The organism is Citromicrobium sp. JLT1363 (assembly GCF_000186705.1).
Lineage (GTDB): Bacteria > Pseudomonadota > Alphaproteobacteria > Sphingomonadales > Sphingomonadaceae > Alteriqipengyuania.
The window spans coordinates 208793-230439 of record NZ_AEUE01000006.1 but is presented as its reverse complement, the minus strand read 5'-3'; the positions used below and the strand labels follow the sequence as shown (position 1 = coordinate 230439).

Here is a 21647-nt window from a genome sequence, read left to right as displayed (position 1 = left end):
CCCGACCCCTTCCCTCAAAGGAAGGGGAGGTCAGACATTGCGCGCAATTTCGATTTCGCGCGCAATGGTTTCGAGAACGCCATCGGTGTTGCTCAAGATTTTGTGGTTCCAGAAACGGATCACACGGTAGCCGTGCGCTTCGATGGCCGCAGTCCTCGCCGCGTCGGCCTCAACCGAATGCTGGCCCCCGTCGCATTCGATGGCGATCCGAAGACTGCGGCACGCAAAGTCGACCACGTAGCCGCCAACGGGAAACTGCCGCGTGAACTTCATACCCATCTGCCCGTTGCGCAGATGCGACCACAGCAAACGTTCCGCATTCGTCATGTCGCGCCGCAGCTTGCGCGCGACGCCGGTCAATCGCTTCTCGGCCAAGGCCGTACACCCCCACCCAGCCTCCCCCTCAAGGGGGAGGGGCTTGGAGTAGCATACTAGTCATGCCCAAACGTACCGACATTTCCTCCATCCTCGTCATCGGCGCGGGGCCCATTATCATAGGGCAGGCGTGCGAGTTCGATTACTCGGGCACGCAGGCGATCAAGGCGCTGAAGGAGGAGGGCTATCGCGTCATCCTCGTCAATTCAAACCCGGCGACGATCATGACCGATCCCGAGTTCGCCGACGCGACCTATATCGAGCCGATCACGCCCGAGGTGGTCGAGAAGATCATCGCCAAGGAGAAGCCCGACGCGCTGCTGCCCACGATGGGCGGGCAGACCGCGCTGAACTGCGCGCTCAAGCTGTTCGAAAGCGGCGCGCTGGAGCGGCACGGGGTGCAGATGATCGGCGCCGATGCCGATGCGATCGACAAGGCGGAGAACCGCCAGCGCTTCCGCGAGGCGATGGACAAGATTGGGCTGGAAAGCGCCCGCTCACGCACCATCAACGCCGACGATCTGGTTGCCGAGGACCGGGCGGAATACAAGCGCCGGGCAGCCGAACTCTCTGGCGACGCGCTGGACAAGTTCGAGACCGAATGGCGCCGCGGGGAGCAGCGCCGGAAGGAAAAGTACGTCGCCGCCGCGATCCAGCGCAGCCTCGACGCGCTCGACTTCACCGGCCTGCCCGCGATCATACGCCCCAGCTTCACGCTCGGCGGGACGGGCGGCGGCATCGCCTACAACAAGTCCGAGTTCGAGCAGATCGTGCGCTCCGGCCTCGACGCCTCGCCCACGACCGAGGTGCTGATCGAGGAATCGCTGCTCGGGTGGAAAGAATACGAGATGGAGGTTGTCCGCGACCGCAAGGACAATTGCATCATCATCTGCGCGATCGAGAACGTCGATCCGATGGGTGTCCACACCGGCGATTCCATTACCGTCGCGCCCGCGCTGACGCTGACCGACAAGGAATACCAGATCATGCGCACCGCCTCGATCGAGGTGCTGCGCGAGATCGGGGTTGAGACCGGCGGATCGAACGTTCAGTTCGCCGTGAATCCCGAAAACGGCCGCCTGATCGTGATCGAGATGAACCCGCGCGTCTCGCGCTCGTCGGCGCTTGCCTCCAAGGCGACCGGCTTCCCCATCGCGCGCGTCGCGGCGAAGCTGGCGGTAGGCTACACGCTGGACGAGATCACCAACGAGATCACCGGCGCGACGCCCGCCAGCTTCGAGCCGACCATCGATTATGTCGTCACCAAGATCCCGCGCTTCGCGTTCGAGAAGTTCAAGGGCGCAGAGCCCTGCCTCTCCACTGCGATGAAGTCCGTCGGCGAGGTGATGGCGATCGGTCGCTGCTTTGCCGAAAGCCTGCAGAAGGCGCTGCGCGGGCTGGAAACCGGGCTCGACGGGCTCGATCCGGTGGAAGAGCTGGAAGGCGCCTCGCACGACGAGATCCTGTCTGCCATCAGCCGCCGCACGCCCTCGCGCCTGCTGGGCATAGGGCAGGCTTTCCGGGCTGGAATCCCCTTCGAGACGATCCGCGAGACGACCACCTACGATCCGTGGTTCCTGCACCAGATCGAGGCTATCGTGGAGGCTGAAAATCGCGTTGCCGATATCGGTCTGCCGCGCGAGGCGGCCGATCTGCGCCGGCTCAAGGCGCTCGGTTTCTCGGACGCGCGGCTCGCGCAGCTCGCGGTACAGTCCGTCGGCGCGGCGCGGGGCGGGGCGGAAGCGCGCTCGGGCCTGCTGCACGACGCGATGCAGGCAATGGCGGGGGCGACCAGCGCCGCCGAAGTGCGCAAGCTGCGCCACAAGCTGGGCGTGTTGCCGGTCTTCAAGCGGATCGACAGCTGCGCCGCCGAGTTCGAGGCGACGACGCCCTACATGTACTCGACCTACGAGGCCCCGGCTTTCGGCGCCCCTGCAGACGAATCCGATCCGACGGACCGCCGGAAGATCGTCATCCTGGGCGGCGGGCCGAACCGGATCGGGCAGGGCATCGAGTTCGACTATTGCTGCGTCCACGCCTGCTTCGCGCTGAGCGAGGCAGGGTTCGAGACGATCATGGTCAACTGCAACCCGGAAACCGTTTCCACCGATTACGACACGTCCGACCGGCTTTATTTCGAGCCGCTGACCGCCGAAGACGCGCTCGAAATCCTCAGCCGGGAAATGGTCAACGGAGAACTGGTCGGCGTGATCGTGCAGTATGGCGGACAGACGCCGCTCAAGCTGGCACAGGCGCTGGAGGACGAAGGCATCCCGATCCTCGGAACTTCGCCGGACGCAATCGACCTTGCCGAAGACCGCGAACGCTTCGCCAAGATGGTCAACAAGCTGAAGCTGAAGCAGCCGGAAAACGGCATCGCCAAGAGCCGCGATGAAGCCGCCGCAGCTGCGCGCACCATTGGCTACCCGGTGCTGCTGCGCCCGTCCTACGTGCTGGGCGGCAGCGCGATGCAGGTGGTCGATTCCGAAGCCCAGCTGGACGACTACATCGCCAGCGCCGTGAAGGTGTCGGGCGAAAGCCCCGTGCTGGTCGATCAGTACCTGCGCGACGCGATCGAATGCGATGTCGATGTCCTGTGCGACGGGACCGATATCGTGGTCGCGGGCGTGATGCAGCATGTCGAGGAGGCGGGGGTTCACTCGGGCGACAGCGCCTGCACGCTGCCGCCCTATTCGCTTTCCGCCGAAGTGGTCGGGGAGATCGAGCGGCAGTCCGAAGCGCTGGCGCGCGAGCTCAAGGTGGTCGGCCTGATGAACGCCCAGTTCGCGGTGAAGGATGGCGAGATCTACCTGATCGAGGTCAACCCGCGCGCAAGCCGCACGGTGCCCTTCGTCGCCAAGACCATCGGCCAGCCCATCGCCAAGTTCGCTGCGCGGATCATGGCGGGCGAAAAGCTGGCGGATCTGCCGCCGATCACCCGCGACCTCGACTATGTCGCGGTCAAGGAAGCGGTGTTCCCCTGGGGGCGCTTCCCCGGCGTGGACCCGGTCCTGAGCCCGGAAATGAAATCGACGGGCGAGGTCATGGGGCTGGACCAGGACTTCGCAATGGCCTTTGCCAAGGCGCAGCTGGGCGCAGGAATGATGCTTCCGCGTGAAGGGAGGGCCTTCGTTTCGGTGAAGGACAGCGACAAGGCCGGGATCGTCGAGGCCGTGCGCGGACTGGTCGAGACCGGGTTCGAGATCGTGGCGACCGGCGGCACGCATGATTACCTGGCGGATCAGGGCCTCCCGGTCACGCAGGTCAACAAGGTAGCGCAGGGACGGCCGCATATCGTCGACCGGATCATCGACGGCGAGATCGATCTGATTCTGAACACGACCGAGGGCTGGCAGTCGCTGCGCGACAGCCAGTCGATCCGGGCAGGCGCACTGGAACACAAGGTGCCGTACTTCACCACGGCATCGGCCGGGCGCGCAGCTGTGGAGGCGATCACCGCGCTTGCATCGCACCCGCTTGAAGTTCGGTCATTGCAGTCCTATTATTCAGCGACCTGACGACGGTACTTCTCCCGAAAATTCCTCCTCGTCTTACCGCCCCGCAAGGGCGCGGCAGGGGCGGACTTTCGGGAAAAGAGCCTCAACGGGGCCAATTTGGATAGATCGGGGGTACCCATGGAAAAAGTTCCGATGCTGGCAGAAGGCTACGAGCGGCTCACCGCCGATCTGAAGGCCCTGCGCGCGGAACGTCCGAAGATTGTCGACGCGATCGAAGAAGCGCGTGCACATGGCGATCTTTCGGAAAACGCTGAATATCACGCGGCGAAGGAACGACAGGGCCAGGTCGAGGCGCAGATCGCCGAGATCGAGGACCGGGTGACCCGTGCCCAAATCATCGATCCGCAGACGCTTTCCGGCGACAAGGTGGTGTTCGGCGCGACCGTGACCCTGCTCGACGAGGACGACAAGCCCGTCAAATACCAGATCGTCGGTCAGACGGAGGCGGATGCCAAATCGGGCCGCATCTCGTACAGCTCGCCGCTGGGGCGCGCGCTGATCGGCAAGAAGGTGGGCGAAGAGGTCGAGGTGACGGTGCCCTCGGGCGACAAGTTCTACCTCGTCGACAAGATCGAATTCATCTGAGGCTGCGCGCCTGAGCCGCCGGTGCGGCGTCAGGCGAGCGCCTTCTCCATCGCGTAATTGTGGATCGGTACGCCGTCCACTTCGAAGTCGCGTCTGTGCGAAACGCGATAACCCGCGCGCTCGAAGGCGGCGCAGGGAAGTTCGCTTGCTTCGGTATACAGCCGCGTCGCGCCTGATGCGCGCGCCGCGGTCTCCGCCTCGGCGAGCAGATTTTCGGCGACGCCCTGCCGCGTGTGATCCGGATCGCAATAGAGGTGGTCCAGGTGCCCATCGCCCTCCAGCAGGGCATAGGCGCAGGGACGATCGGCGTCGTCCACGCACACCAGTATCAGATGGCCTTCCTCCGAACGCTCAACATAAGACGCGGCCTCGCCATGGCGTGCAGACCAGGCCGCAACCTGTTCGGGCGAATAGGCGCGTGGGCCGATCGTCCGGATGGCCCGCACTGCCAGCTGGGCCAGCGCTTCCGCATCCTCACGGCGAAACGGGCGAATGCGGTATGCCACTCGCGGCTCAGGACGAAGGTTCGAGCAGCTTGTGAATGTGCACGATCACATACTTCATCTCTGCATCGTCGACCGTGCGCTGGGCATTGGCGCGCCATGCTTCTTCGGCCTGTTCGTAGGTGCTGAAAACGCCGACGACATGGATGCTTTCCGGGTCCTGGAATTCGACCGAGCGTGGGTCTTTCACCCGTCCACCCATGACAAGGTGAAGCAGCTGCGGGCTGGTGGTTTCCTGGACGTTGGCACTGGATTTGGGGTCGGACATCGGGGGAATCTCCGTTCGAATTGGGGCTAAATGTGAAAAAGCCCGCAAGCATTAACGCGCGCGGGCTTTGTTACAAGCTTACATTGGGCAAACCTGCCAGAGCAGGGGCCCGATAGGGTTTTCAGGTCGCCGGATCAGAACGGGAGAGCCGAGCGCAGGTCGCGATAGCCGCGGCCCGTCTTGCGGGCAGCACGACGACCGGCGTGGCGCGCGGCGTCCTTCTGGCGATCGGCGAAGTAGGCGGCATTGCGGCGCGCGGAGCGGCTGCCGAAGGCAATGTCGTCGCTCAGGTCCACCAGGCGGTCGCCACCGTGGCGGGTGGCAGTGCCCACCTTGCCGGCCATCCCGCTGGCATAGGCCAGACCAAGATCGGCCAGATGATCGGCAAAGCCGACTGCGCGGCCGGTAAGCTCGCGCCCCTTGGAGGTACGCGAACCGATCGCAAGACCGATCAGTGCGACCGCCCCGACGGTGAGCAGCGGGTGTGCCTTCACGAATTCGGTCGCATTGTCGGTGGCGTCACGCGCCATGTCCGCAATGCTGCGCTCTTCGTTGCGGCGTTCGCTTTCCTCGATCTTGCGGCGTAGTTCGTCGCGCTGTTCCTGCGTGCTCATCGGTAATCTCCAACCTCGAAATGTTCTTCATTAATCAAGCGTCGGAAGGGGCACTCGGTTCCGAGACTTTCGGCTAGTCCGTTTCGTCCCAGGCGTAGTCGTCATCCTCGGGCTCGTCATCGTCTCCGCCCAGAGCCCACCAGCCCAGGATCATCGCCAGTATAGCGCCGATCCCGTATGATGCGGGCTTGTGCTTTTCGACCAGTTCCCTGCCTTCGGAAACGATGTCTCCCACGCCGAGCAGGGCCGAACTGGCGATCCGTGCGCCGATCCCCTTCTCCTCCACGTCACCCTTGAGGTGCGCGATATCGTCCTTCACCAGCGTGCGAGCGGCATCACGCAGGGCGCGGTCCTCTTCCATCTGGCGCTTGCGCGGGCTCATGCTCCGGGCTCCTTGAAGGCTCGCGTCACGCGCTTGAAGCGCGACCGGGCGAGCAGCCCGACGATGATCATCAGCACCAGCAACGTGCCCACCACCGCCGCGGTGGCAACGAACGGCCCGATGATCGGCGCCAGCGCGATGATCAGCCCCACGACCAGCCCGATCAGGGCGAGGTGCAGGAAGGCCAGCGCGCCCAGCACGAAGACCACGCCTGAGCCCGCTTCGCGCGAAGCGTAGTTGGCGCGGGACTTCTGGAAGGCGACTTCCGCCTCCACATAGGTGCGACCGTCCTCGTAGAGCGCATAGGCATCGTCGAACAGCGAACCGAGAGGCTCTTCATCCGCCCGCGTCTGCTCGGCATAGGGTGAGCCTGCCGCATCGGCTCCGGTGAAACCGGACGGTGCGACAGGCTCGTCGAGATCATTATGACCCGGCACAGCCCCTCCTTGGGCGGAGGAACTCAACGGCGAAAGATGCGTGCGAGAATGTAGCCGCCGAAGGCAGCCATCCCGACCGAAAGGCCGGGGTTCTTCTTCACGAATTCGCGCGCTTCGTCACCCAGTTCGTCGTACGACTTGGTGTCGATATGCGCGGCGGCGTCCTGCAGGCTGCGCGCGGCGTTGCGCGCGTGGTCGCCGTATTTGGGGCCGAAATTGTCGTCGATCTTGGCGGCGTTTTCGGCCACGACGCGGCTCAGCGAAGTCAGCGCTTCGCTGGCCTTGTGCTTGCCTTCGACGGCAAGTTCGCCGCCCTTGGCCTTCGCCTGCTCGGCATATTCCGAACCCTTGGCGGTGGCCTGTTCCTTGTAAGCGTGCGCACGGGTCGACGCTTCGCCGCGAAGCGCCTGCGCGCCGGCCTTGGCTTCGTCGAGAGCGGAATTGAAGCGCGACTTCGCCTCTTCCTTGCCGCCGGCGCCTTGCGCTGCAGCGGAACCGCTTGCCGCGCCTGCGGCGTCGGTGGTCAGAGGAACGGCGCTGGTTTCGTTAGTCTTGTCGTCAGTAGCCATGGGATTTCCCTCTTTTTGCAGTTAGTATTCGACAGGCCCAAAACTTGTGCCGTCCTCGATTTTGCAACGCAGCTTGCATGGGTTCGTTCCACCGCATAAGCCGCGCGGCGCACCAAGGCCGAACGTGTTTTCTCCGGCCTGACTAGCATATTCCCAGCGGAGGCCCAATGACTGCCATCATCGATCTGCACGCGCGTGAAATTCTCGACAGCCGTGGGAATCCCACCGTCGAAGTGGATTGCCTGCTGGAAGACGGCAGCTTCGGTCGCGCCGCTGTGCCGTCGGGCGCGTCGACCGGGGCGCACGAAGCGGTGGAGCTGCGCGATGGCGACGGCGACCGCTATCTGGGCAAGGGCGTGCTCAAGGCGATCGACGCGGTGAACGGCGAGATTGCGGATACGCTGCTGGGGATCGATGCGGAAGACCAGCGCGATGTCGACACCATGCTGATCGCGCTCGACGGGACCGAGAACAAGGGCCGCCTCGGCGCGAACGCGCTGCTTGGCGTTTCCCTCGCAGTTGCGAAGGCGGGTGCGAATGCGCGCGGCCTGCCGCTGTGGAGCTATGTCGGAGGGGTCTCCGCCCACGTGCTGCCGGTGCCGATGATGAACATCATCAATGGCGGCGAGCATGCCGACAACCCGATCGACATCCAGGAATTCATGATCATGCCGGTGGGCGCAGAGACGCTGGCCGAGGCGGTTCGCTGGGGCGCGGAAGTGTTCCATACGCTCAAGAAGGGGCTCTCGGCCAAGGGTCTCTCGACCGCGGTGGGCGACGAAGGCGGCTTTGCGCCGGACATTGCCAGCACGCGCGACGCGCTCGACTTCATCATGCAGTCGATCGAGAAGGCGGGCTTCACCCCGGGCAGCGACATCGCGCTGGCGCTCGATTGCGCGGCGACCGAGTATTTCAAGGATGGCAAGTACGTCCTGGCAGGTGAGGGCGCGACCTACGGCGCGAGCGAGATGGCGGACTATCTCGCCTCGCTTTGCAACGATTACCCGATCCGCTCCATCGAAGACGGCATGGCCGAGGACGATTTCGAAGGCTGGAAGGCGCTGACCGACACCATCGGCGACAAGGTCCAGCTGGTCGGTGACGATCTTTTCGTGACCAATCCGGCGCGCCTGCGCGACGGGATTGCGAAGGGCCTCGCCAATTCGCTGCTGGTGAAGGTCAACCAGATCGGCACGCTGTCCGAAACGCTGGATGCCGTCGATATCGCGCACCGCGCGGGCTACACCGCCGTGATGAGCCACCGTTCGGGCGAGACCGAAGATTCGACGATTGCCGATCTGGCGGTCGCCACGAACTGCGGTCAGATCAAGACGGGCTCGCTCGCCCGTTCGGACAGGCTGGCGAAGTACAACCAGCTGATCCGCATCGAGGAAGAACTGGGCGACAGCGCGCATTATGCGGGCCACGCCTGCTTCGGGCGGCTCTCCGGCTAGTCAGCCCCGGCCTGGCCGGACGCGCCTTCGCTCCGGTTCTTCGGGTGGAACCAGTATTGCCACACGCCCCATGCGTTGATGAGCAGCAGCACGCCGTTCATCGCGGCCAGCGGGATCGCGTCGGACGTCAGCCCGATATAGACCCACAGCGCCGCCACCGCGCAAAACAGGATGAAGCCATAGGCGCTCGCCCTGCGCCCCAGATCGAAGGCGAGGAGCGATGCGGCGATGATCGTGCCGATCGAGGCGAGCCAGTCCAGTGGTCCGTTCATGCGCAGGGCAATGCGCGAACGACGCGATCCGTTTCGCAATCACGCAAAGGTTAGGTTCAGCGCGCGAAGCGGCCCGCAATGTCGAGCAGCGCGATGGCGGCTTTCGCTGCCTCGCCGCCCTTGTTCTTCTGCGCCGGATCGGCCCGAACCTGCGCCTGGATTTCGTTCTCCACCGTGATGATCCCGTTGCCGATGGCGATACCGTCCATCGTCAGCGCCATGATGGCGCGCGCGCTCTCGCCCGCCACGATCTCGAAATGATAGGTCTCGCCCCGGATCACAACACCGATGGCCACGAAGCCGTCGTACTGGCCGCTCTCCGCTGCCAGCGCGATGGCGCCCGGAATCTCGAGCGCGCCGGGCACGGTCAGCACCTCGGCCTGGTGACCTGCATCTTCCAGCGCGGCGCGTGCGCCCTCGATCAGCTTGTCGTTCAGGTCGGCGTAGAAGCGCGCTTCCACGATCAGGAATTTGGCCATTAATTCACTCCGGAATGGGGCGTTCGCCCACCACGGAGATGCCGTAGCCTTCCAGGCCGACGACATTGCGGTGGGAATTGGTCAGCAGGGTCATCTCGGACACGCCGAGATCGGCCAGGATCTGCGCGCCGATGCCGTATTCGCGCAGATCGCCGCCCTCGGGCTTGCCAGCCACTTCGGCGCGCATCTTTTCGGGCTGGCCCGGCATCAGGCATACGATCAGCCCGCTGCCTTCCTCGCCGATCACGCGCATCGCGCGCTGGAGAGTGTCGCGCTTGTCGCCTTCGCGCCCCAGCACATCGTCGAACAGCGAGATGCGATGCATCCGCACGAGGGTAGGGCTGTCGGCCAGCACGCGGCCTTTCTGCAGCACCACGGAAACGCTGCCGTCCACCGTGCTGCGATAGCTGATCGCGCGCCATTCCCCGCCGTGCTGGCTGGTGAAGGTGCTCTCGCCCGCACGTTCCACAAGGTGATCGTGCTTCATGCGATATTCGATCAGATCGCGGATCGTGCCGATCTTGAGCTTGTGGCGCCGCGCGAAGTCGACGAGATCATCGAGCCGCGCCATCGAGCCATCATCGTTCATGATCTCGCAGATCACGCCCGAGGGGTTGAGGCCTGCCAGACGCGAGATATCGACCGCAGCCTCGGTATGGCCTGCACGAACCAGCACGCCGCCATCGCGCGCAATCAGTGGGAAGACGTGGCCCGGTGTCACGATATCCTGCGCGCCCCTGGTCGGGTCGATCGCCACCGCCACGGTGCGCGCACGGTCCGCGGCGCTGATCCCGGTGGTCACACCTTCGCGCGCCTCGATGCTGACGGTGAAGGCGGTTTCGTGACGTGTGCCGTTGCTGCGGCTCATCAATTCGAGGCCGAGCGCTTCGACCCGAGCGCGTTGCAGCGTCAGACAGATAAGCCCGCGCCCGTGGGTGGCCATGAAGTTCACGGCATCGGGCGTCGCCATCTGAGCGGGGATCACCAGATCGCCCTCGTTCTCGCGGTCCTCGTCGTCGACGAGCACGAACATGCGGCCATTGCGTGCTTCCTCGATGATCTCCTCGATCCCGACGAGCACCGGCGCATCGTCCTGTGCGTCGAGAAAGGCATCCAACTTGCGCAGGGTTTCTGCGGTGGGATTCCAGTCATCCTCTGCGCAATCGCGCAGGGTGTTTGCGTGAAGCCCCGCCGCGCGGGCAAGGGCGGCGCGGGTCATCTCCCCGGAGGCGATGGCGGTGCGCACGCGTGCTATCGTAGTGTCGCTCATGCGGGGCATCTATCACATTGCAATGTGATAGCAAGCGATGGATTTTATCCATGACATAATCTTCATTGGCGGCTTGATTGTGATATAGACGACTTCCGGGGGGGGGCGTTGATGTTTAGGTCGATAGCGATAGTTGCGATTGGGACGCTTCTTGCGAGCTGCGGAAGTCCGCTTGGCAAGAGCAAGCTCAGTGCGGAAGAGCAGGGATACATCCTGGTACTCGAAGATGTGCTCGCGGCAACATGTCGAGTCGGAACGACCGAGCAGGTCCAGGTAGGTATGGTTCCGATCACCACTCAATGTGGCGTAACCTCCTTCGGGACGCCGCAAATGTGCACTCGCTATCAGCCAGTTTATGAATCGAAAGAGATCGGCTCTCTCTCGGAGGCTGGAATTGATATAAGCCAAGCTCGCAACGATTTGGCTTTCATTCTGCCTCCGGCTGAACTGCGCTTAACCCATGCAAATTTGGTGGCTGCAATTGATGCAAATCGATCAGACCCCAGTGCTGCGCAGTCCGCCTGCTCTCAACTGAAAGACTTCCACGATCGCGTGAACCAGAGGGAGCAGGTCATTCAAACGAACGAGTCGCTCTATCTCGTCTTCGAACCGATTGTTGGTCCATCAGTGTCGCTTGATACGCGAAATGGCTTCACCGTCGAACCGAATTTTTCCGTGCCCACCAAGTTAGGAAGCCTGTCGGCAGGATATAAGAGCTCAGAAGGTGTGAAGATACTCAAGATCGTCTCGGAAGATCAACAAAGGGTTTTCGTACTTGATCGACCGTTTGAATTCGTCGTCCCAGAGGAATATTCAGTTCGGGTCTCTTACGCAGGTGGCGACGAACTTTTGCTTTACGTGGAAAAATGATGGTGGACGCACTAGGGTTCGAACCTAGGACCCGCTGATTAAGAGTCAGCTGCTCTACCAACTGAGCTATGCGTCCACACCGGCCTGCAGATGATGAGGCCGCGCCGTTAATCGATCGTGCGATTCGTCGGCGGGAGGCGGTCACATAGGGCCTGTGGCGAAAGGTGCAACCCCTTCCTTCGCAACAGAGCGATTCAGCTCGAAAGAAGCCCGCCTCCACGGCCCTGCGTATTCCAGCGATGCACCATCATCAGCGTGCCCACGCACAGCATGTTGGTCATCATCGAAGAGCCGCCATGGCTCATGAAAGGCAGCGGAATGCCGACCACGGGAGCAAGCCCCATCACCATCAGCAGATTGATCGCGATGTAGAAGAACATGGTTGCCACCATGCCTGCTGCCAGTAGTCGGTCGAACCGGCTTTGCGCCGCGCGCGCGACCTTGAGGCCCCAGTAGAGGATCAGGCCGAAGGAAACGATCACGAACAGGCCGCCCAGCAGGCCCCATTCCTCCGCCATCGTGGCGAAGACGAAGTCGGTGTGCGGTTCGGGCAGGTATTGCAGGTGGCTCTGCGAACCCTCGTTGAAGCCCTTGCCGGAAAACCCGCCCGATCCGATCGCGATCTTGGACTGGGTGATGTGATAGCCGCTGCCCAGCGGATCGCTTTCGGGGTCGAGGAAGGTCGTCACACGGCGCTGCTGATAGGGCTTGAGCGCGAAATTGTACGCTAGCGGCACCGCGATCGCTCCGGCGGCACCCGCGCTGAGGAACCAGCTCATCGGCAGGCCGGCGAGGAACATCACCACTGCGCCTGAGAACAGGATGGCGAGCGCGGTGCCCAGATCGGGCTGCATCAGCACGAGGCCCACGGGCAGGGCAATGATGACGCCTGCAGGCACCAGCGCGCGCCAAGAACCGATCATGCCGGTAGGCAGCGTGTCGTAAAAGCGGGCGAGGGCGAGGGCGATGGCCGGTTTCATCAGTTCCGAAGGCTGGAGCCGGATCGGCCCGACCTCGAGCCAGCGCTGGCTCCCGCCGCCCATTGCGCCCGCTGCCTCCACGGCGACCAGCAGCAGCAGAATGCCCACGTAGGCAGGATAGGCGACCAGCTTTACGAAATCGCGGGGCATGGCGGCGATCACCAGTGCCACGACCATGAATATGCCGAAGCGGATCAGGTGGGAGGATGCGAAAGGCGTGAAGCTGCCCCCCGCCGCCGAATAGAGAACAGCCGCGCCAAAGCAGGTCAGCAGGATCAGCGGCGTCAGCATAGACCACGGCTGGCGGGCGATGGGGGCCGGGATCACGGAACTCATTGTGCTGCCCCCTGGGCACCGGATGGTCCGCCGGTGCCGCTATTGCGATCTCCCTCGACCGGTTCTTCCACGTCCGGACGACGCACCCTGCGCGGATTGTCGCGCGCGAAGGCTTCGTGGCGCTGCGCCTCGATCCGCGCCTCGGCATCGACCCGGGCCTGGATTTCGCGATCCAGCGGCGCGCTGGGCGGAATGGTTTCGCCCGCAGCCCGCGCATATTCCTCGTACCGGCGCTGGAGCCGCTGCTGCGCGGTGCCGCCCCATTCCTTTTCCAGGGCGCGCAGGGCGTCCATGCCCTTTTGCGGATCGAACAGGAAGGTCATCACGTCGCGCGCGATGGGGTAGGCCGCGCCCGAGCCGCCGCCGTGTTCGATCACCACCGCGCCGGCATAGCGCGGATTGTCGAACGGGGCATAGAACACGAAAAGGCCGTGGTCGCGGTACTTCCACGGGCCGCTCTTGCCGTCAGACTTGCTGAGCGAGACGACCTGCGCGGTACCCGTCTTCCCTGCCATCAGGATGTCGTCGATCGGCAGTCTGGCGCGTCCGGCGGTGCCTGGCCCGTTGACCACATCGCTCATCGCCTGGTGGATGTAGTCGATCTGATCCTTGTTGAAGTCGAGCGAATTGAAGCGCTTGCGCTCATTCGTCTTGATCATGGAAGGCGCAACCTCGCGCCCGGTGGCAAGCCGGGTGGCCATGACTGCCAGCTGGAGCGGGCTTGTAAGATAATAGCCCTGGCCGATCGAGGCGTTGACCGTGTCGTACGGCTGCCATTCCTGCTCGTATTTCTTCAGCTTCCAGGCCGGATCGGGCACGGTGCCGTAGAACTGGCTCGCCACGGGCAGATCGAATTCCTGACCCAGGCCGAATCGGCGGGCATAGGCGGCAACCTTGTCGAACCCGACCTGCTGGGCGAAGTGATAATAGTAGCTGTCGCAGGACTGGTAGACGCTCTTCGCCATGTCGACGACGCCGTGGTTGCTCCAGCAGTTGAAGAAGCGGTTGCCGATCCGGCGGCCGCCACCGCAGACGATGCGCTCGTTCGGATCGATGCCTTCGTGCATGAACGCCATCGAGTGCATCGGCTTCACCGTGGAGCCTGGCGGATAGAGTCCCTTGAGAACCTTGTTGCGCAGCGGCACCCGCTCGTTCTCGCTCAGCATCGCATATTCGACGCTGCCGATCCCGTCCGAGAAGGAGTTGGGATCGAAGCTGGGCATCGAAGCCATGCACAACAGGTCGCCCGTGAGACAGTCCATCACCACGACCGAGCCGCTTTCCAGGCCGAGCCGCCGGGCGGCATAATCCTGCAGCGGGCCGTCGATGGTCAGCTGCACCGGATCGCCCTGAACGTCGGGCCGGGTGCTGAGATCGCGCACGATCCGGCCCGAGGCCGTCACCTCCACCCGCCGTGCGCCGGGCTTGCCGCGCAGGGTCTGTTCGAACTGCTTTTCGACGCCGTCCTTGCCGATCTTGTAGCCCGGCGTGATCAGCAGGGGGTTGCGATCTTCTTCGAACTCCTCGCGGCTGGCCGCGCCCACATAGCCGAGCAGATGGCCGACCGAAGGGCCGGTGGGATAATAGCGGGAGAAACCGCGCTGCGGCACCACGCCGGGCAGCTCGGGCAGGCGGATGCTGACGGCAGCGAAGGCATCGTAGTCGAGGCCGCTGGCGACCTCGATGGGGGCGTAGCCCGCCGATTCGTCGATCTCCTTGCGCAGATCGCGCAGTTTCGCGTCGTCGAGCTTGAGGAGCTTGGCGAGCGTATCCAGCTCGCGCTCTCCGTCCTGCAGCCGCTCGGGAATGATATCGACGCGGAAGTCCGCCTGATTGGAAGCGAGCGGCGCGCCGTTGCGATCGAGGATCCAGCCCCGCCGCGGCGGGATCAGCGTCAGGTTCACCCGGTTGCTTTCGCTCTCGACGGCGTACTTGTCGTTCTCGGCAATGGCGAGATAGCCCATCCGACCGGCGAGCAGCATGCCCACGGAAAGCCCGCCCACGCCCAGCACGAAGCTGCGGCGGTCGAAACTGTTGGTCAGCGTGCTCTCGTTGAGCACTTGCTTGGTAAGGCCGAAAGGCATCAGGCGATGGTCCGGAACCGCATCATGCGGAGTTTGTCGAGACTGGAAACGATGAAGGCGATGAATGGGTAGGCGATGATGGACAGCAGAACTTGCGGGACGATGGTGGCGAACAGCGGGAGCGTCAGGCGACTGCCCGAAACCAGAGTGGCAGCCAGGATATAGACCACCACGATGATCGCAGCGATCAGCCAGTCCTGCGCGAAACCGCGCCATGGGAACCGCATGTCGACAAGCTCGATCGCCAGCATCGCTGCCGAGAACAGGAATATAGCCGATCCGAATGGCTGGCCACTGAACAGGTCGTCCCAGATCCCGAAGATCAGGCCCGACCAGATCGGCAGGACCCCTGGACGCAGCAGGCGCCAGCCCAGCAGGAAGAGGAACCCGATAGGCGGTAGCAAGGGCCCCGATGTCGCGATGGGCACGCTTTGCAGATAGGAGGCGAGCAGGATGGTCGCCCACGGAATGAAGATCAGCAGGAACGGGGACTGATCGCGGTTGATCTGGCGTCCGTGCCCGTCGCGCCGCGTCTTGTAGGCGCGCCGTTCGATCATGGCGTCACCAGTTCGGACTGGCGCGTGCCTTCCTCCGCTTCGCTCTCTTCATTGCCGCTGACGGTCAGGTTGGAGCCGACCGCTTCCTCGATGGGTGTTTCCGCACCGCGCACGGCGTTGGGCTGCCAGATCGGTTCGACCGCGACATAGTCGGTCGCCGCCGGATTGCTGATGATGCGCGCCACGGCCCCGTCGTCCGTCAGGCGGGTAACGATGGCGACCGCGATGCCCGGCCGATACAGGCCGCCCGCGCCGCTGGTAACGAACACGTCGCCGCGTTCCAGCGGGTTGATGCCAAGATTGATGAGGCGGATGTTGATCAGCCCGTCGCCGCGTCCTTCAGCGAAGGCGACCGTGTTGTCGCCCGCACGGCGCACGGGCAGCACGCTCTCGCTATCGGTAATCAGCAGGACGCGCGAAGAATGGCGCCCCGATTCCAGCACCCGGCCTACGATCCCGCGCTCGCTGCGAACCGGCATGCCCGGTTTCACACCGTCGGAGCGGCCTGCGCCGAGATAGGCGAAACGCCGCGTGCTCACGGCGCTCGATCCCACGAGGCGCGCAACAGCTACCGGCTCCACCTCGGTTTCGCGCAGACCCAGCAGGGCCTTCAGTCGCCGGTTTTCTTCTTCGGTTGCCCGCGCCTCGGCGAGGCGGATGCGCGCGATCTCCACTTCTTTCTTCAGCTCGGCATTCTGCTGCCCGGCCTCGAGGTAGCCCTGGACCGAGTCGAAAAAGCCGCGGCCCCCGCTGCGCGCGCCGGCATTCGCCGTGGCGACGGGCTGGGTCGCATCGCCGAACAGGCCGCGCAGGCCGCTGAAGGAGGAAGGCTGGATGAGGGAGACGACCAGCAGCACGATCCCCAGCAGCATCGCCAGGACGATTGCCACATAGCCGGTGAAAGCGCTGTACTGGGCCTTCTTCGAGTGCCCCGATATCCTCTGTTTCGACCCCGACAGGGCCATAGTTCCTCCGTCCGGTTCGGTCCCGGTTGACTTAGGCCGTCATCAGAACGCCGCGGAAGACGGGGTCCTCCATCGCACGCCCGGTGCCAACCGCCACGCAGGACAGCGGGTCTTCCGCGATGCTCACGGGCAGGCCCGTTTCTTCGCGCAAGTGATCGTCGAGCCCGGTGATGAGCGCGCCGCCCCCCGTCAGCACGATCCCCTGGTCGACGATGTCGGCAGCAAGCTCGGGCGCGGTATTTTCCAGCGCGATTCGAACGCCTTCGACGATCGCACCGATAGGCTCGCTCAGGGCTTCGGCGATATGGGACTGGTTGATGGTGATCTCTTTCGGAACACCATTGACGAGATCCCTACCCTTGATGGTGATCGTTTCACCCACGCCATCGGCCGGGGCGACGGCCACGCCGTAGTCCTTCTTGATCCGCTCCGCCGTCGACTCGCCGATCAGCAGGTTGTGGTGTCGGCGTACGTAGGACACGATCGCTTCGTCCATCTTGTCGCCGCCGGTGCGCACGCTGGTGGTGTAGGCAAGGCCGCGCAGCGAAAGCACCGCGACTTCCGTGGTGCCGCCGCCAATGTCGACCACCATCGAGCCGACGGGCTCGGTCACCGGCATGTCCGCGCCGATCGCGGCGGCCATGGGTTCGAGAATCAGGTACACCGCGCTGGCGCCCGCATTGCTGGCCGCATCGCGGATCGCGCGCCGTTCGACCGAGGTCGAGCCCGAGGGTACGCAGATCGTGATTTCGGGGTAGCGGAACAGGCTCTTCTTGCCGTGCACCTTGCGGATGAAGTGCTTGATCATCTCTTCCGCGATTTCGATGTCGGCGATCACGCCATCGCGCAGCGGGCGGATCGCTTCGATCGAGTCGGGCGTCTTGCCCATCATCATCTTCGCGTCGTCGCCCACGGCCTTCACGCGCTTGATGCCGTTGAGCGTCTCGATGGCGACCACCGAGGGTTCGTTCAGGATGATTCCCTGATCGGGCACGTAGACCAGCGTGTTCGCGGTGCCGAGATCGATCGCCATGTTCTGAGTGCCGAACTTCAGAAGATTCGAGAAGAAACCCATAGGTAGTATGCTTCCGTGCCGATCTTGCGGTCGGCCTTTTCAGTGGTTGAAGGGACGGGCCGTTGGTGCGAGTCCACCAGAACAAGGCCCCTAGCGCCCCCTAACGTAAAACGCGACGCCTTTAAGCAAAAAACGGGCGTAAGTTCGCGGGGCCCGTCGAATTTTTCCACCGTCTCGGCTACGTCCGGCCAGATGCCGACGATCAGACGACTGCCAGAAGCGCTCATCAACCGCATCGCCGCGGGCGAGGTGATCGAACGTCCTGCCGCCGCGCTCAAGGAATTGCTGGAAAATGCGATCGACGCGGGCGCGACCCGAATTGCGGTGACGCTGGAGGATGGCGGAATCGGTGCCATCGAGGTGGTCGACGATGGCTGCGGCATGGACGAGCGCGCGCTGGCGCTCGCGCTGGAACGCCATGCCACCTCCAAGCTGCCCGAAGACCTGGTGGGCGATGGCCACGCGCTGGAGCGAGTCGCGACTCTCGGCTTCCGGGGGGAGGCATTGCCCAGCATCGCCAGCGTCGCGCGCTTCACGCTCGAAAGCCGGCCGCACGACGCCGATGCAGGCTGGCGCCGTGTGGTGGATCATGGGCGGGTGGTGGAAGACAGGCCGGCTGCCGTCCCGCCCGGCACCCGTGCGCGGATAGAGGACTTCTTCCGCGAGGTGCCCGCGCGCCGCAAATTCCTGCGCACGCCGCGCAGCGAATATGCCGCCTGTCAGGACATCGTGCGCCGCCTGGCGATGGCTCGCCCCGAAGTCGGCTTCACATTCTCCAACAATGGCCGCCGGATATTCCAGCTGCAGCGCGGCGAAGCCTTGCCCGAGCGGGTGGTGCGGCTCGTCGCGCGCGAGTTGAAGGACAATTCTGTGCCGATCGATCTCGCGCGCGGTGACATGACGCTGACCGGGCTCGCCGGCCTGCCGACATACAACCGCGGCGTGGCGGATCATCAGTACCTGTTCGTCAACGGGCGGCCGGTGAAGGACCGCCTGCTGGTGGGCGCGGTGCGGGGTGCCTATGCCGAGATGCTCGCGCGCGACCGGCATGCGGTGCTCGCGCTGTTCCTCGACCTGCCGCCCGAGGATGTCGACGTGAATGTCCATCCTGCCAAGAGCGAGGTGCGTTTCCGCGATCCGCAGGGCGTGCGCGGCATGATCGTGGGCGGGCTGCGCGCCGCTCTCTCCACAGGGGACAAGCGCAGCGCGCAGGCGCCGGATGCCAGCGCGATGGCGAAGTGGCAGGCAGAGCCGGTGGCGCCGGGCGCCTTTGCTTCGGGCGAGGCGGCGGCGGGTGACTCCACACGCTCCATCTTCGACAGGCTGGGAGGCGAGGGCACACCCTCGCTGCACGAGGGGCGACTGGACTGGGGCGCTCCTTCGCCCGGGGCGCTGCCTTCCGGGCGGGCCATCGAGGCCGAGGAGGCCGCACAGGTCGCGCCCGACCATCCGCTGGGGATTGCGCGCGGGCAGGTCGCCAACACCTATATCGTGGCGGAAGCGGCGGACGGACTGGTGCTGGTGGATCAGCACGCGGCGCACGAACGCCTCACGCTCGAACGCCTGCGCTCCGCCGGGGCGAGCGATGCGGTCTCTCGCAGCCAGGCGCTGCTGATGCCCGAAGTGGTCGAGATGTCCGAGGCGGAGTGCGACCGGCTGGAGAGCATTGCAGACGATCTCGACCGGCTCGGGCTCGCCGTCGAACGGTTCGGCCCGGCCGCCATGCTTGTGCGCAGCCTGCCGCATGCACTGCCCAAGGCGGACCCGCACGCGCTGCTGCGCGACATTGCGGACGATCTGGCGAAAAACGGCATCGACGGGTCGGGCGAGGGCGGCGGCTCGCTGCTGCTGACGGAGAAAATCGAATATGTCCTCGCCACCATGGCCTGTCACGGATCGGTCCGGGCAGGGCGCACCCTGCGCGTCGAGGAAATGAACGCCCTGCTGCGCGAAATGGAGCGCACCCCGCGATCGGGCCAGTGCAACCATGGCCGCCCGACATGGGTGAAACTATCGATGGAAGAGGTCGAGAAGCTGTTTGGAAGGCATTGAGCCTGCGCTCAGCTCCGATCGTCCCCGGTCGAGGTCACGGCCGGTTCGATGGCTTCTCGCCAGCGACGGAAACCCTCTGAATTGAGGTGCAGACCGTCCCAGGTCACTTCCGGCAGTAGTCCATCCTCGTCTGACAGAGAGCCGTTGAGGTCGATGATCCGCGCATCTTTCTGCCGCGCCAGATCGACGATTTTGGTGTTCAGCCGTGCGATCCTGTCGCGGACCTCCGGCGTGCATTGCGGCGTATCGCCGCAATCGAGGATCGGGTGCACGAACACTTGTGCGCCGTCTGCCTGCAGCCCGTCGATTACCGCCGAATAGTGGCCCAGGAATGCGTCGTCCGGGTTTTCGAACAGAGCGTCGTTCGTGCCGATCAGCAGGAAGTATTTCTTCGCCCGCACCGCCTGGATCGATGGCAGACGCTCCCTGACGCCGCCCACCGTATCGCCGCCCACGCCGCGGTTGACGATACTCGTGCCCGGGAACATTTCGTGCCAGCGACCTTGCGCGGTGATGGAATCGCCGACCATGGCCACGTCCGCGCGGGTTCCCCACAAGGGGTCACCCTGGCCGATGATGACGGATTTGGGTGAACCGATATACTCGTCCGGATCGCGCGAACCGTCGTCACCATCGATCAGGTTCTTCACGTAGTTGATCTGGGAGTGCGGGAAGATCTTGTACTCGCCCGCCGCAAGGCCCCACACGAACATCACAGCCATGGCCAGCAGCCAAGGCCAGAAACGGATCACCGACATGGTTTGCTCCTGCCTGCTCAGCCTTCCGGGGTGTGTTCCGGATCGCGGACCGCGAAGATGCCGTTGCCGATCATCGTCAGCACCGGTTCGTCATGCTGGTTGAAAACGGTCTGGCGGCTTTTCGTGAAGCCCATGTTCGGCTTGGACTTTGACCGTCGCTTCTCGATCAATTCGGTTTCCATCCTGAGCGTGTCACCGGGATAGACCGGCTTGAGCCAGCGCAGTTCGTCGATTCCCGGCGAACCGATAGAGGCTGTTTTTTCATGGCGGAACTGATCGACGATCATCCGCATCGACATGGCGCAGGTGTGCCATCCGCTGGCCGACAGGCGCCCGAAAAAGGTCTGCGCCGCAGCTTCGTCGTCAAGATGGAATGGCTGCGGATCGTATTTGGAGGCGAATTCCAGCACCTCTTCCCGGGTGACCTCGTAGTGGCCGAAAGACGACTTCGTGCCGACTTCCAAATCCTCGAAATACTGCATTCAAGACGCCCTTCGCTGGTTAGAGCGCGGGGCCTAGCAGCATCCAGATTCCCATGGCAATCATGGCTAGATTTTCGGTCAGCGAAACGAAGCCCAGCGGCACGTTGCTGCCACCGCCAACACAGGCGCACTTGATGTCGCGCTTCTGGACATAGACCGCGTAGAACACGCTGACCGCGCCGACTGTCCCGATGAACAGCGCGATGGGGATGGAAAGCCATGGCAGAATGCGCCCCGCCATGAGTACCGCCGCCGTCGCCTCCAGGTAGGGATAGGCATAGGCGTAGGGCACGAACCTTCGGCCAAGCTGGTCGTAGCCCACGAACATGGTCGAGAATTGCTCGACATCCTGCAGCTTGAGCATGGCGAGCATGCCCATGGAAAATGCAACGAACCATTCGATGGTGCGAATGGTCAGGCCGTCCAGCAGCCCGATGCTGAGCGTCACGGCCAGCGCGGCGGCTACCGCGAAGACCGCCAGAACAGGGCGATAGCTCGTCTTATCCGGGTCCTTCACCGATTTGCCGAGGTACTTGCGCAGTTCCTCGTAACCGCCGATCCGCTCGCCATCGATGAAGGTCTGCGGGGTCGTCTTCACCCCGTGCTCGTCCTTGAAGGCGTCGGTCTGCTCGCGGGTGGTGAGGTGATGATCCTCAACCTTGTAACCCGCGTTCTCGAGCAGCCATTTGGACTTGGTGCCATAGGGGCACACGTGCTTGTCCATCACCATGCGGTGCAGTTCGGCGGTCTTGGTCATAGCCG

At 64.0% G+C, this 21647-nt stretch carries 23 protein-coding genes and 1 tRNA gene; 5 read left to right on the top strand and 19 right to left on the bottom strand.

Going from position 1 to position 21647, the window contains the following annotated elements:
* Positions 1 to 30: 30 nt before the first annotated feature.
* Positions 31 to 375 carry an endonuclease domain-containing protein gene (locus ADAD_RS0110960; RefSeq protein WP_237700812.1) on the bottom strand — a complete coding sequence of 115 codons (345 nt, stop codon included), beginning with the start codon at positions 373 to 375 and terminating at the stop codon, positions 31 to 33.
* Positions 376 to 437: 62 nt separating this feature from the next.
* On the opposite strand from ADAD_RS0110960, the gene carB reads away from it, so the two are divergent.
* Both carB and greA read left to right on the top strand, forming a co-directional pair.
* The gene (carB, locus tag ADAD_RS0110955; protein WP_010413678.1) at positions 438 to 3893 is read left to right on the top strand and encodes a carbamoyl-phosphate synthase large subunit; all 3456 of its coding nucleotides are present in this window, start codon (positions 438 to 440) and stop codon (positions 3891 to 3893) included.
* Positions 3894 to 4010: 117 nt separating this feature from the next.
* Positions 4011 to 4478, top strand: coding sequence for a transcription elongation factor GreA (gene greA, locus ADAD_RS0110950; protein WP_010413677.1), 468 nt, complete (start codon positions 4011 to 4013; stop codon positions 4476 to 4478).
* Positions 4479 to 4507: 29 nt separating this feature from the next.
* Here the strand turns inward: greA and ADAD_RS0110945 are convergent, their stop codons facing one another.
* The 6 genes from ADAD_RS0110945 to ADAD_RS0110920 form a co-directional block, all read right to left on the bottom strand.
* Positions 4508 to 4984, bottom strand: a complete 477-nt coding sequence (locus ADAD_RS0110945; protein WP_010413675.1) for a GNAT family N-acetyltransferase — start codon at positions 4982 to 4984, stop codon at positions 4508 to 4510.
* Positions 4985 to 4991: 7 nt separating this feature from the next.
* Positions 4992 to 5249, bottom strand: a complete 258-nt coding sequence (locus ADAD_RS0110940; protein ID WP_010413673.1) for a DUF4170 domain-containing protein — start codon at positions 5247 to 5249, stop codon at positions 4992 to 4994.
* Positions 5250 to 5383: 134 nt separating this feature from the next.
* Positions 5384 to 5863: a hypothetical protein gene (locus ADAD_RS0110935; protein WP_010413671.1), complete on the bottom strand. Its 480-nt coding sequence runs from the start codon at positions 5861 to 5863 to the stop codon at positions 5384 to 5386.
* Positions 5864 to 5936: 73 nt separating this feature from the next.
* A complete protein-coding gene (locus tag ADAD_RS0110930; protein ID WP_010413669.1) occupies positions 5937 to 6245 on the bottom strand; it encodes a hypothetical protein in 309 nt (102 codons plus the stop codon).
* The gene (locus ADAD_RS0110925; RefSeq protein WP_010413668.1) at positions 6242 to 6682 is read right to left on the bottom strand and encodes a phage holin family protein; all 441 of its coding nucleotides are present in this window, start codon (positions 6680 to 6682) and stop codon (positions 6242 to 6244) included. Before ADAD_RS0110925 ends, ADAD_RS0110930 begins: the two co-directional genes overlap by 4 nt.
* Before the next feature lie 23 nt (positions 6683 to 6705).
* Positions 6706 to 7251, bottom strand: coding sequence for a hypothetical protein (locus tag ADAD_RS0110920; protein WP_010413666.1), 546 nt, complete (start codon positions 7249 to 7251; stop codon positions 6706 to 6708).
* 167 nt (positions 7252 to 7418) lie between these two features.
* On the opposite strand from ADAD_RS0110920, the gene eno reads away from it, so the two are divergent.
* Entirely contained in the window at positions 7419 to 8705 is a 1287-nt protein-coding gene (gene eno / locus ADAD_RS0110915) for a phosphopyruvate hydratase (protein ID WP_010413663.1), read from the top strand.
* On the opposite strand, the gene ADAD_RS0110910 is transcribed toward eno, so the two are convergent.
* Genes ADAD_RS0110910 through ribB form a run of 3 tightly spaced genes read right to left on the bottom strand, consistent with a single transcriptional unit; the run spans position 8702 to position 10726 of the window.
* On the bottom strand, positions 8702 to 8977 hold the full coding sequence (locus ADAD_RS0110910) for a hypothetical protein (protein WP_010413661.1): 276 nt from the start codon (positions 8975 to 8977) through the stop codon (positions 8702 to 8704). The genes eno and ADAD_RS0110910 overlap by 4 nt on opposite strands.
* A gap of 56 nt (positions 8978 to 9033) precedes the next feature.
* Positions 9034 to 9456 carry a 6,7-dimethyl-8-ribityllumazine synthase gene (gene ribH / locus ADAD_RS0110905; RefSeq protein ID WP_010413660.1) on the bottom strand — a complete coding sequence of 141 codons (423 nt, stop codon included), beginning with the start codon at positions 9454 to 9456 and terminating at the stop codon, positions 9034 to 9036.
* Positions 9457 to 9460: 4 nt separating this feature from the next.
* A complete protein-coding gene (ribB, locus tag ADAD_RS0110900; RefSeq protein WP_010413658.1) occupies positions 9461 to 10726 on the bottom strand; it encodes a 3,4-dihydroxy-2-butanone-4-phosphate synthase in 1266 nt (421 codons plus the stop codon).
* A gap of 111 nt (positions 10727 to 10837) precedes the next feature.
* Here ribB and ADAD_RS0110895 point away from each other — a divergent pair, with 111 nt between their 5' ends.
* A complete protein-coding gene (locus tag ADAD_RS0110895; protein ID WP_010413656.1) occupies positions 10838 to 11596 on the top strand; it encodes a hypothetical protein in 759 nt (252 codons plus the stop codon).
* On the opposite strand, the gene ADAD_RS0110890 is transcribed toward ADAD_RS0110895, so the two are convergent.
* From ADAD_RS0110890 to ADAD_RS0110865, 6 genes are all read right to left on the bottom strand, one after another.
* A tRNA-Lys gene (locus ADAD_RS0110890) sits at positions 11597 to 11672 on the bottom strand.
* Positions 11673 to 11790: 118 nt separating this feature from the next.
* Positions 11791 to 12912, bottom strand: coding sequence for a rod shape-determining protein RodA (gene rodA / locus ADAD_RS0110885; protein ID WP_029140080.1), 1122 nt, complete (start codon positions 12910 to 12912; stop codon positions 11791 to 11793).
* Positions 12909 to 14996 carry a penicillin-binding protein 2 gene (gene mrdA, locus ADAD_RS0110880; RefSeq protein ID WP_010413652.1) on the bottom strand — a complete coding sequence of 696 codons (2088 nt, stop codon included), beginning with the start codon at positions 14994 to 14996 and terminating at the stop codon, positions 12909 to 12911. Before mrdA ends, rodA begins: the two co-directional genes overlap by 4 nt.
* Positions 14996 to 15553: a rod shape-determining protein MreD gene (gene mreD, locus ADAD_RS0110875; protein WP_010413650.1), complete on the bottom strand. Its 558-nt coding sequence runs from the start codon at positions 15551 to 15553 to the stop codon at positions 14996 to 14998. The genes mrdA and mreD overlap by 1 nt, the downstream gene beginning before the upstream one ends.
* Positions 15550 to 16518, bottom strand: coding sequence for a rod shape-determining protein MreC (mreC, locus tag ADAD_RS15870; RefSeq protein ID WP_050803743.1), 969 nt, complete (start codon positions 16516 to 16518; stop codon positions 15550 to 15552). Before mreC ends, mreD begins: the two co-directional genes overlap by 4 nt.
* Positions 16519 to 16549: 31 nt before the next feature.
* A complete protein-coding gene (locus ADAD_RS0110865) occupies positions 16550 to 17593 on the bottom strand; it encodes a rod shape-determining protein (RefSeq protein ID WP_010413645.1) in 1044 nt (347 codons plus the stop codon).
* 192 nt (positions 17594 to 17785) lie between these two features.
* Here ADAD_RS0110865 and mutL point away from each other — a divergent pair, with 192 nt between their 5' ends.
* Positions 17786 to 19645 (top strand): DNA mismatch repair endonuclease MutL, encoded by a 1860-nt coding sequence (mutL, locus tag ADAD_RS0110860; RefSeq protein WP_010413644.1) that lies wholly within the window; start codon positions 17786 to 17788, stop codon positions 19643 to 19645.
* An 8-nt stretch (positions 19646 to 19653) separates the two neighbouring features.
* Here the strand turns inward: mutL and ADAD_RS0110855 are convergent, their stop codons facing one another.
* From ADAD_RS0110855 to ADAD_RS0110845, 3 genes are read right to left on the bottom strand one after another with little or no spacing between them, the layout of a single operon-like run.
* A complete protein-coding gene (locus ADAD_RS0110855) occupies positions 19654 to 20403 on the bottom strand; it encodes a GDSL-type esterase/lipase family protein (RefSeq protein ID WP_010413642.1) in 750 nt (249 codons plus the stop codon).
* A gap of 17 nt (positions 20404 to 20420) precedes the next feature.
* Positions 20421 to 20885 carry a MaoC family dehydratase gene (locus tag ADAD_RS0110850; RefSeq protein WP_010413640.1) on the bottom strand — a complete coding sequence of 155 codons (465 nt, stop codon included), beginning with the start codon at positions 20883 to 20885 and terminating at the stop codon, positions 20421 to 20423.
* 19 nt (positions 20886 to 20904) lie between these two features.
* Positions 20905 to 21642, bottom strand: a complete 738-nt coding sequence (locus ADAD_RS0110845) for a MauE/DoxX family redox-associated membrane protein (protein ID WP_010413637.1) — start codon at positions 21640 to 21642, stop codon at positions 20905 to 20907.
* Between the last annotated feature and the right edge of the window lie 5 nt (positions 21643 to 21647).

Excerpts from the sequence above, each read along its gene's own strand:
- carB (WP_010413678.1), top strand. The coding sequence starts at position 438 with ATGCCCAAACGTACCGACATTTCCTCCATCCTCGTCATCGGCGCGGGG.
- greA (WP_010413677.1), top strand. The coding sequence starts at position 4,011 with ATGGAAAAAGTTCCGATGCTGGCAGAAGGCTACGAGCGGCTCACCGCC.
- ADAD_RS0110940 (WP_010413673.1), bottom strand. The coding sequence starts at position 5,249 with ATGTCCGACCCCAAATCCAGTGCCAACGTCCAGGAAACCACCAGCCCG.
- ADAD_RS0110935 (WP_010413671.1), bottom strand. The coding sequence starts at position 5,863 with ATGAGCACGCAGGAACAGCGCGACGAACTACGCCGCAAGATCGAGGAA.
- ADAD_RS0110930 (WP_010413669.1), bottom strand. The coding sequence starts at position 6,245 with ATGAGCCCGCGCAAGCGCCAGATGGAAGAGGACCGCGCCCTGCGTGAT.
- ADAD_RS0110920 (WP_010413666.1), bottom strand. The coding sequence starts at position 7,251 with ATGGCTACTGACGACAAGACTAACGAAACCAGCGCCGTTCCTCTGACC.
- eno (WP_010413663.1), top strand. The coding sequence starts at position 7,419 with ATGACTGCCATCATCGATCTGCACGCGCGTGAAATTCTCGACAGCCGT.
- ADAD_RS0110910 (WP_010413661.1), bottom strand. The coding sequence starts at position 8,977 with ATGAACGGACCACTGGACTGGCTCGCCTCGATCGGCACGATCATCGCC.
- ribH (WP_010413660.1), bottom strand. The coding sequence starts at position 9,456 with ATGGCCAAATTCCTGATCGTGGAAGCGCGCTTCTACGCCGACCTGAAC.
- ribB (WP_010413658.1), bottom strand. The coding sequence starts at position 10,726 with ATGAGCGACACTACGATAGCACGCGTGCGCACCGCCATCGCCTCCGGG.
- ADAD_RS0110895 (WP_010413656.1), top strand. The coding sequence starts at position 10,838 with ATGTTTAGGTCGATAGCGATAGTTGCGATTGGGACGCTTCTTGCGAGC.
- rodA (WP_029140080.1), bottom strand. The coding sequence starts at position 12,912 with ATGAGTTCCGTGATCCCGGCCCCCATCGCCCGCCAGCCGTGGTCTATG.
- mrdA (WP_010413652.1), bottom strand. The coding sequence starts at position 14,996 with ATGCCTTTCGGCCTTACCAAGCAAGTGCTCAACGAGAGCACGCTGACC.
- mreD (WP_010413650.1), bottom strand. The coding sequence starts at position 15,553 with ATGATCGAACGGCGCGCCTACAAGACGCGGCGCGACGGGCACGGACGC.
- mreC (WP_050803743.1), bottom strand. The coding sequence starts at position 16,518 with ATGGCCCTGTCGGGGTCGAAACAGAGGATATCGGGGCACTCGAAGAAG.
- ADAD_RS0110865 (WP_010413645.1), bottom strand. The coding sequence starts at position 17,593 with ATGGGTTTCTTCTCGAATCTTCTGAAGTTCGGCACTCAGAACATGGCG.
- mutL (WP_010413644.1), top strand. The coding sequence starts at position 17,786 with ATGCCGACGATCAGACGACTGCCAGAAGCGCTCATCAACCGCATCGCC.
- ADAD_RS0110855 (WP_010413642.1), bottom strand. The coding sequence starts at position 20,403 with ATGTCGGTGATCCGTTTCTGGCCTTGGCTGCTGGCCATGGCTGTGATG.
- ADAD_RS0110850 (WP_010413640.1), bottom strand. The coding sequence starts at position 20,885 with ATGCAGTATTTCGAGGATTTGGAAGTCGGCACGAAGTCGTCTTTCGGC.
- ADAD_RS0110845 (WP_010413637.1), bottom strand. The coding sequence starts at position 21,642 with ATGACCAAGACCGCCGAACTGCACCGCATGGTGATGGACAAGCACGTG.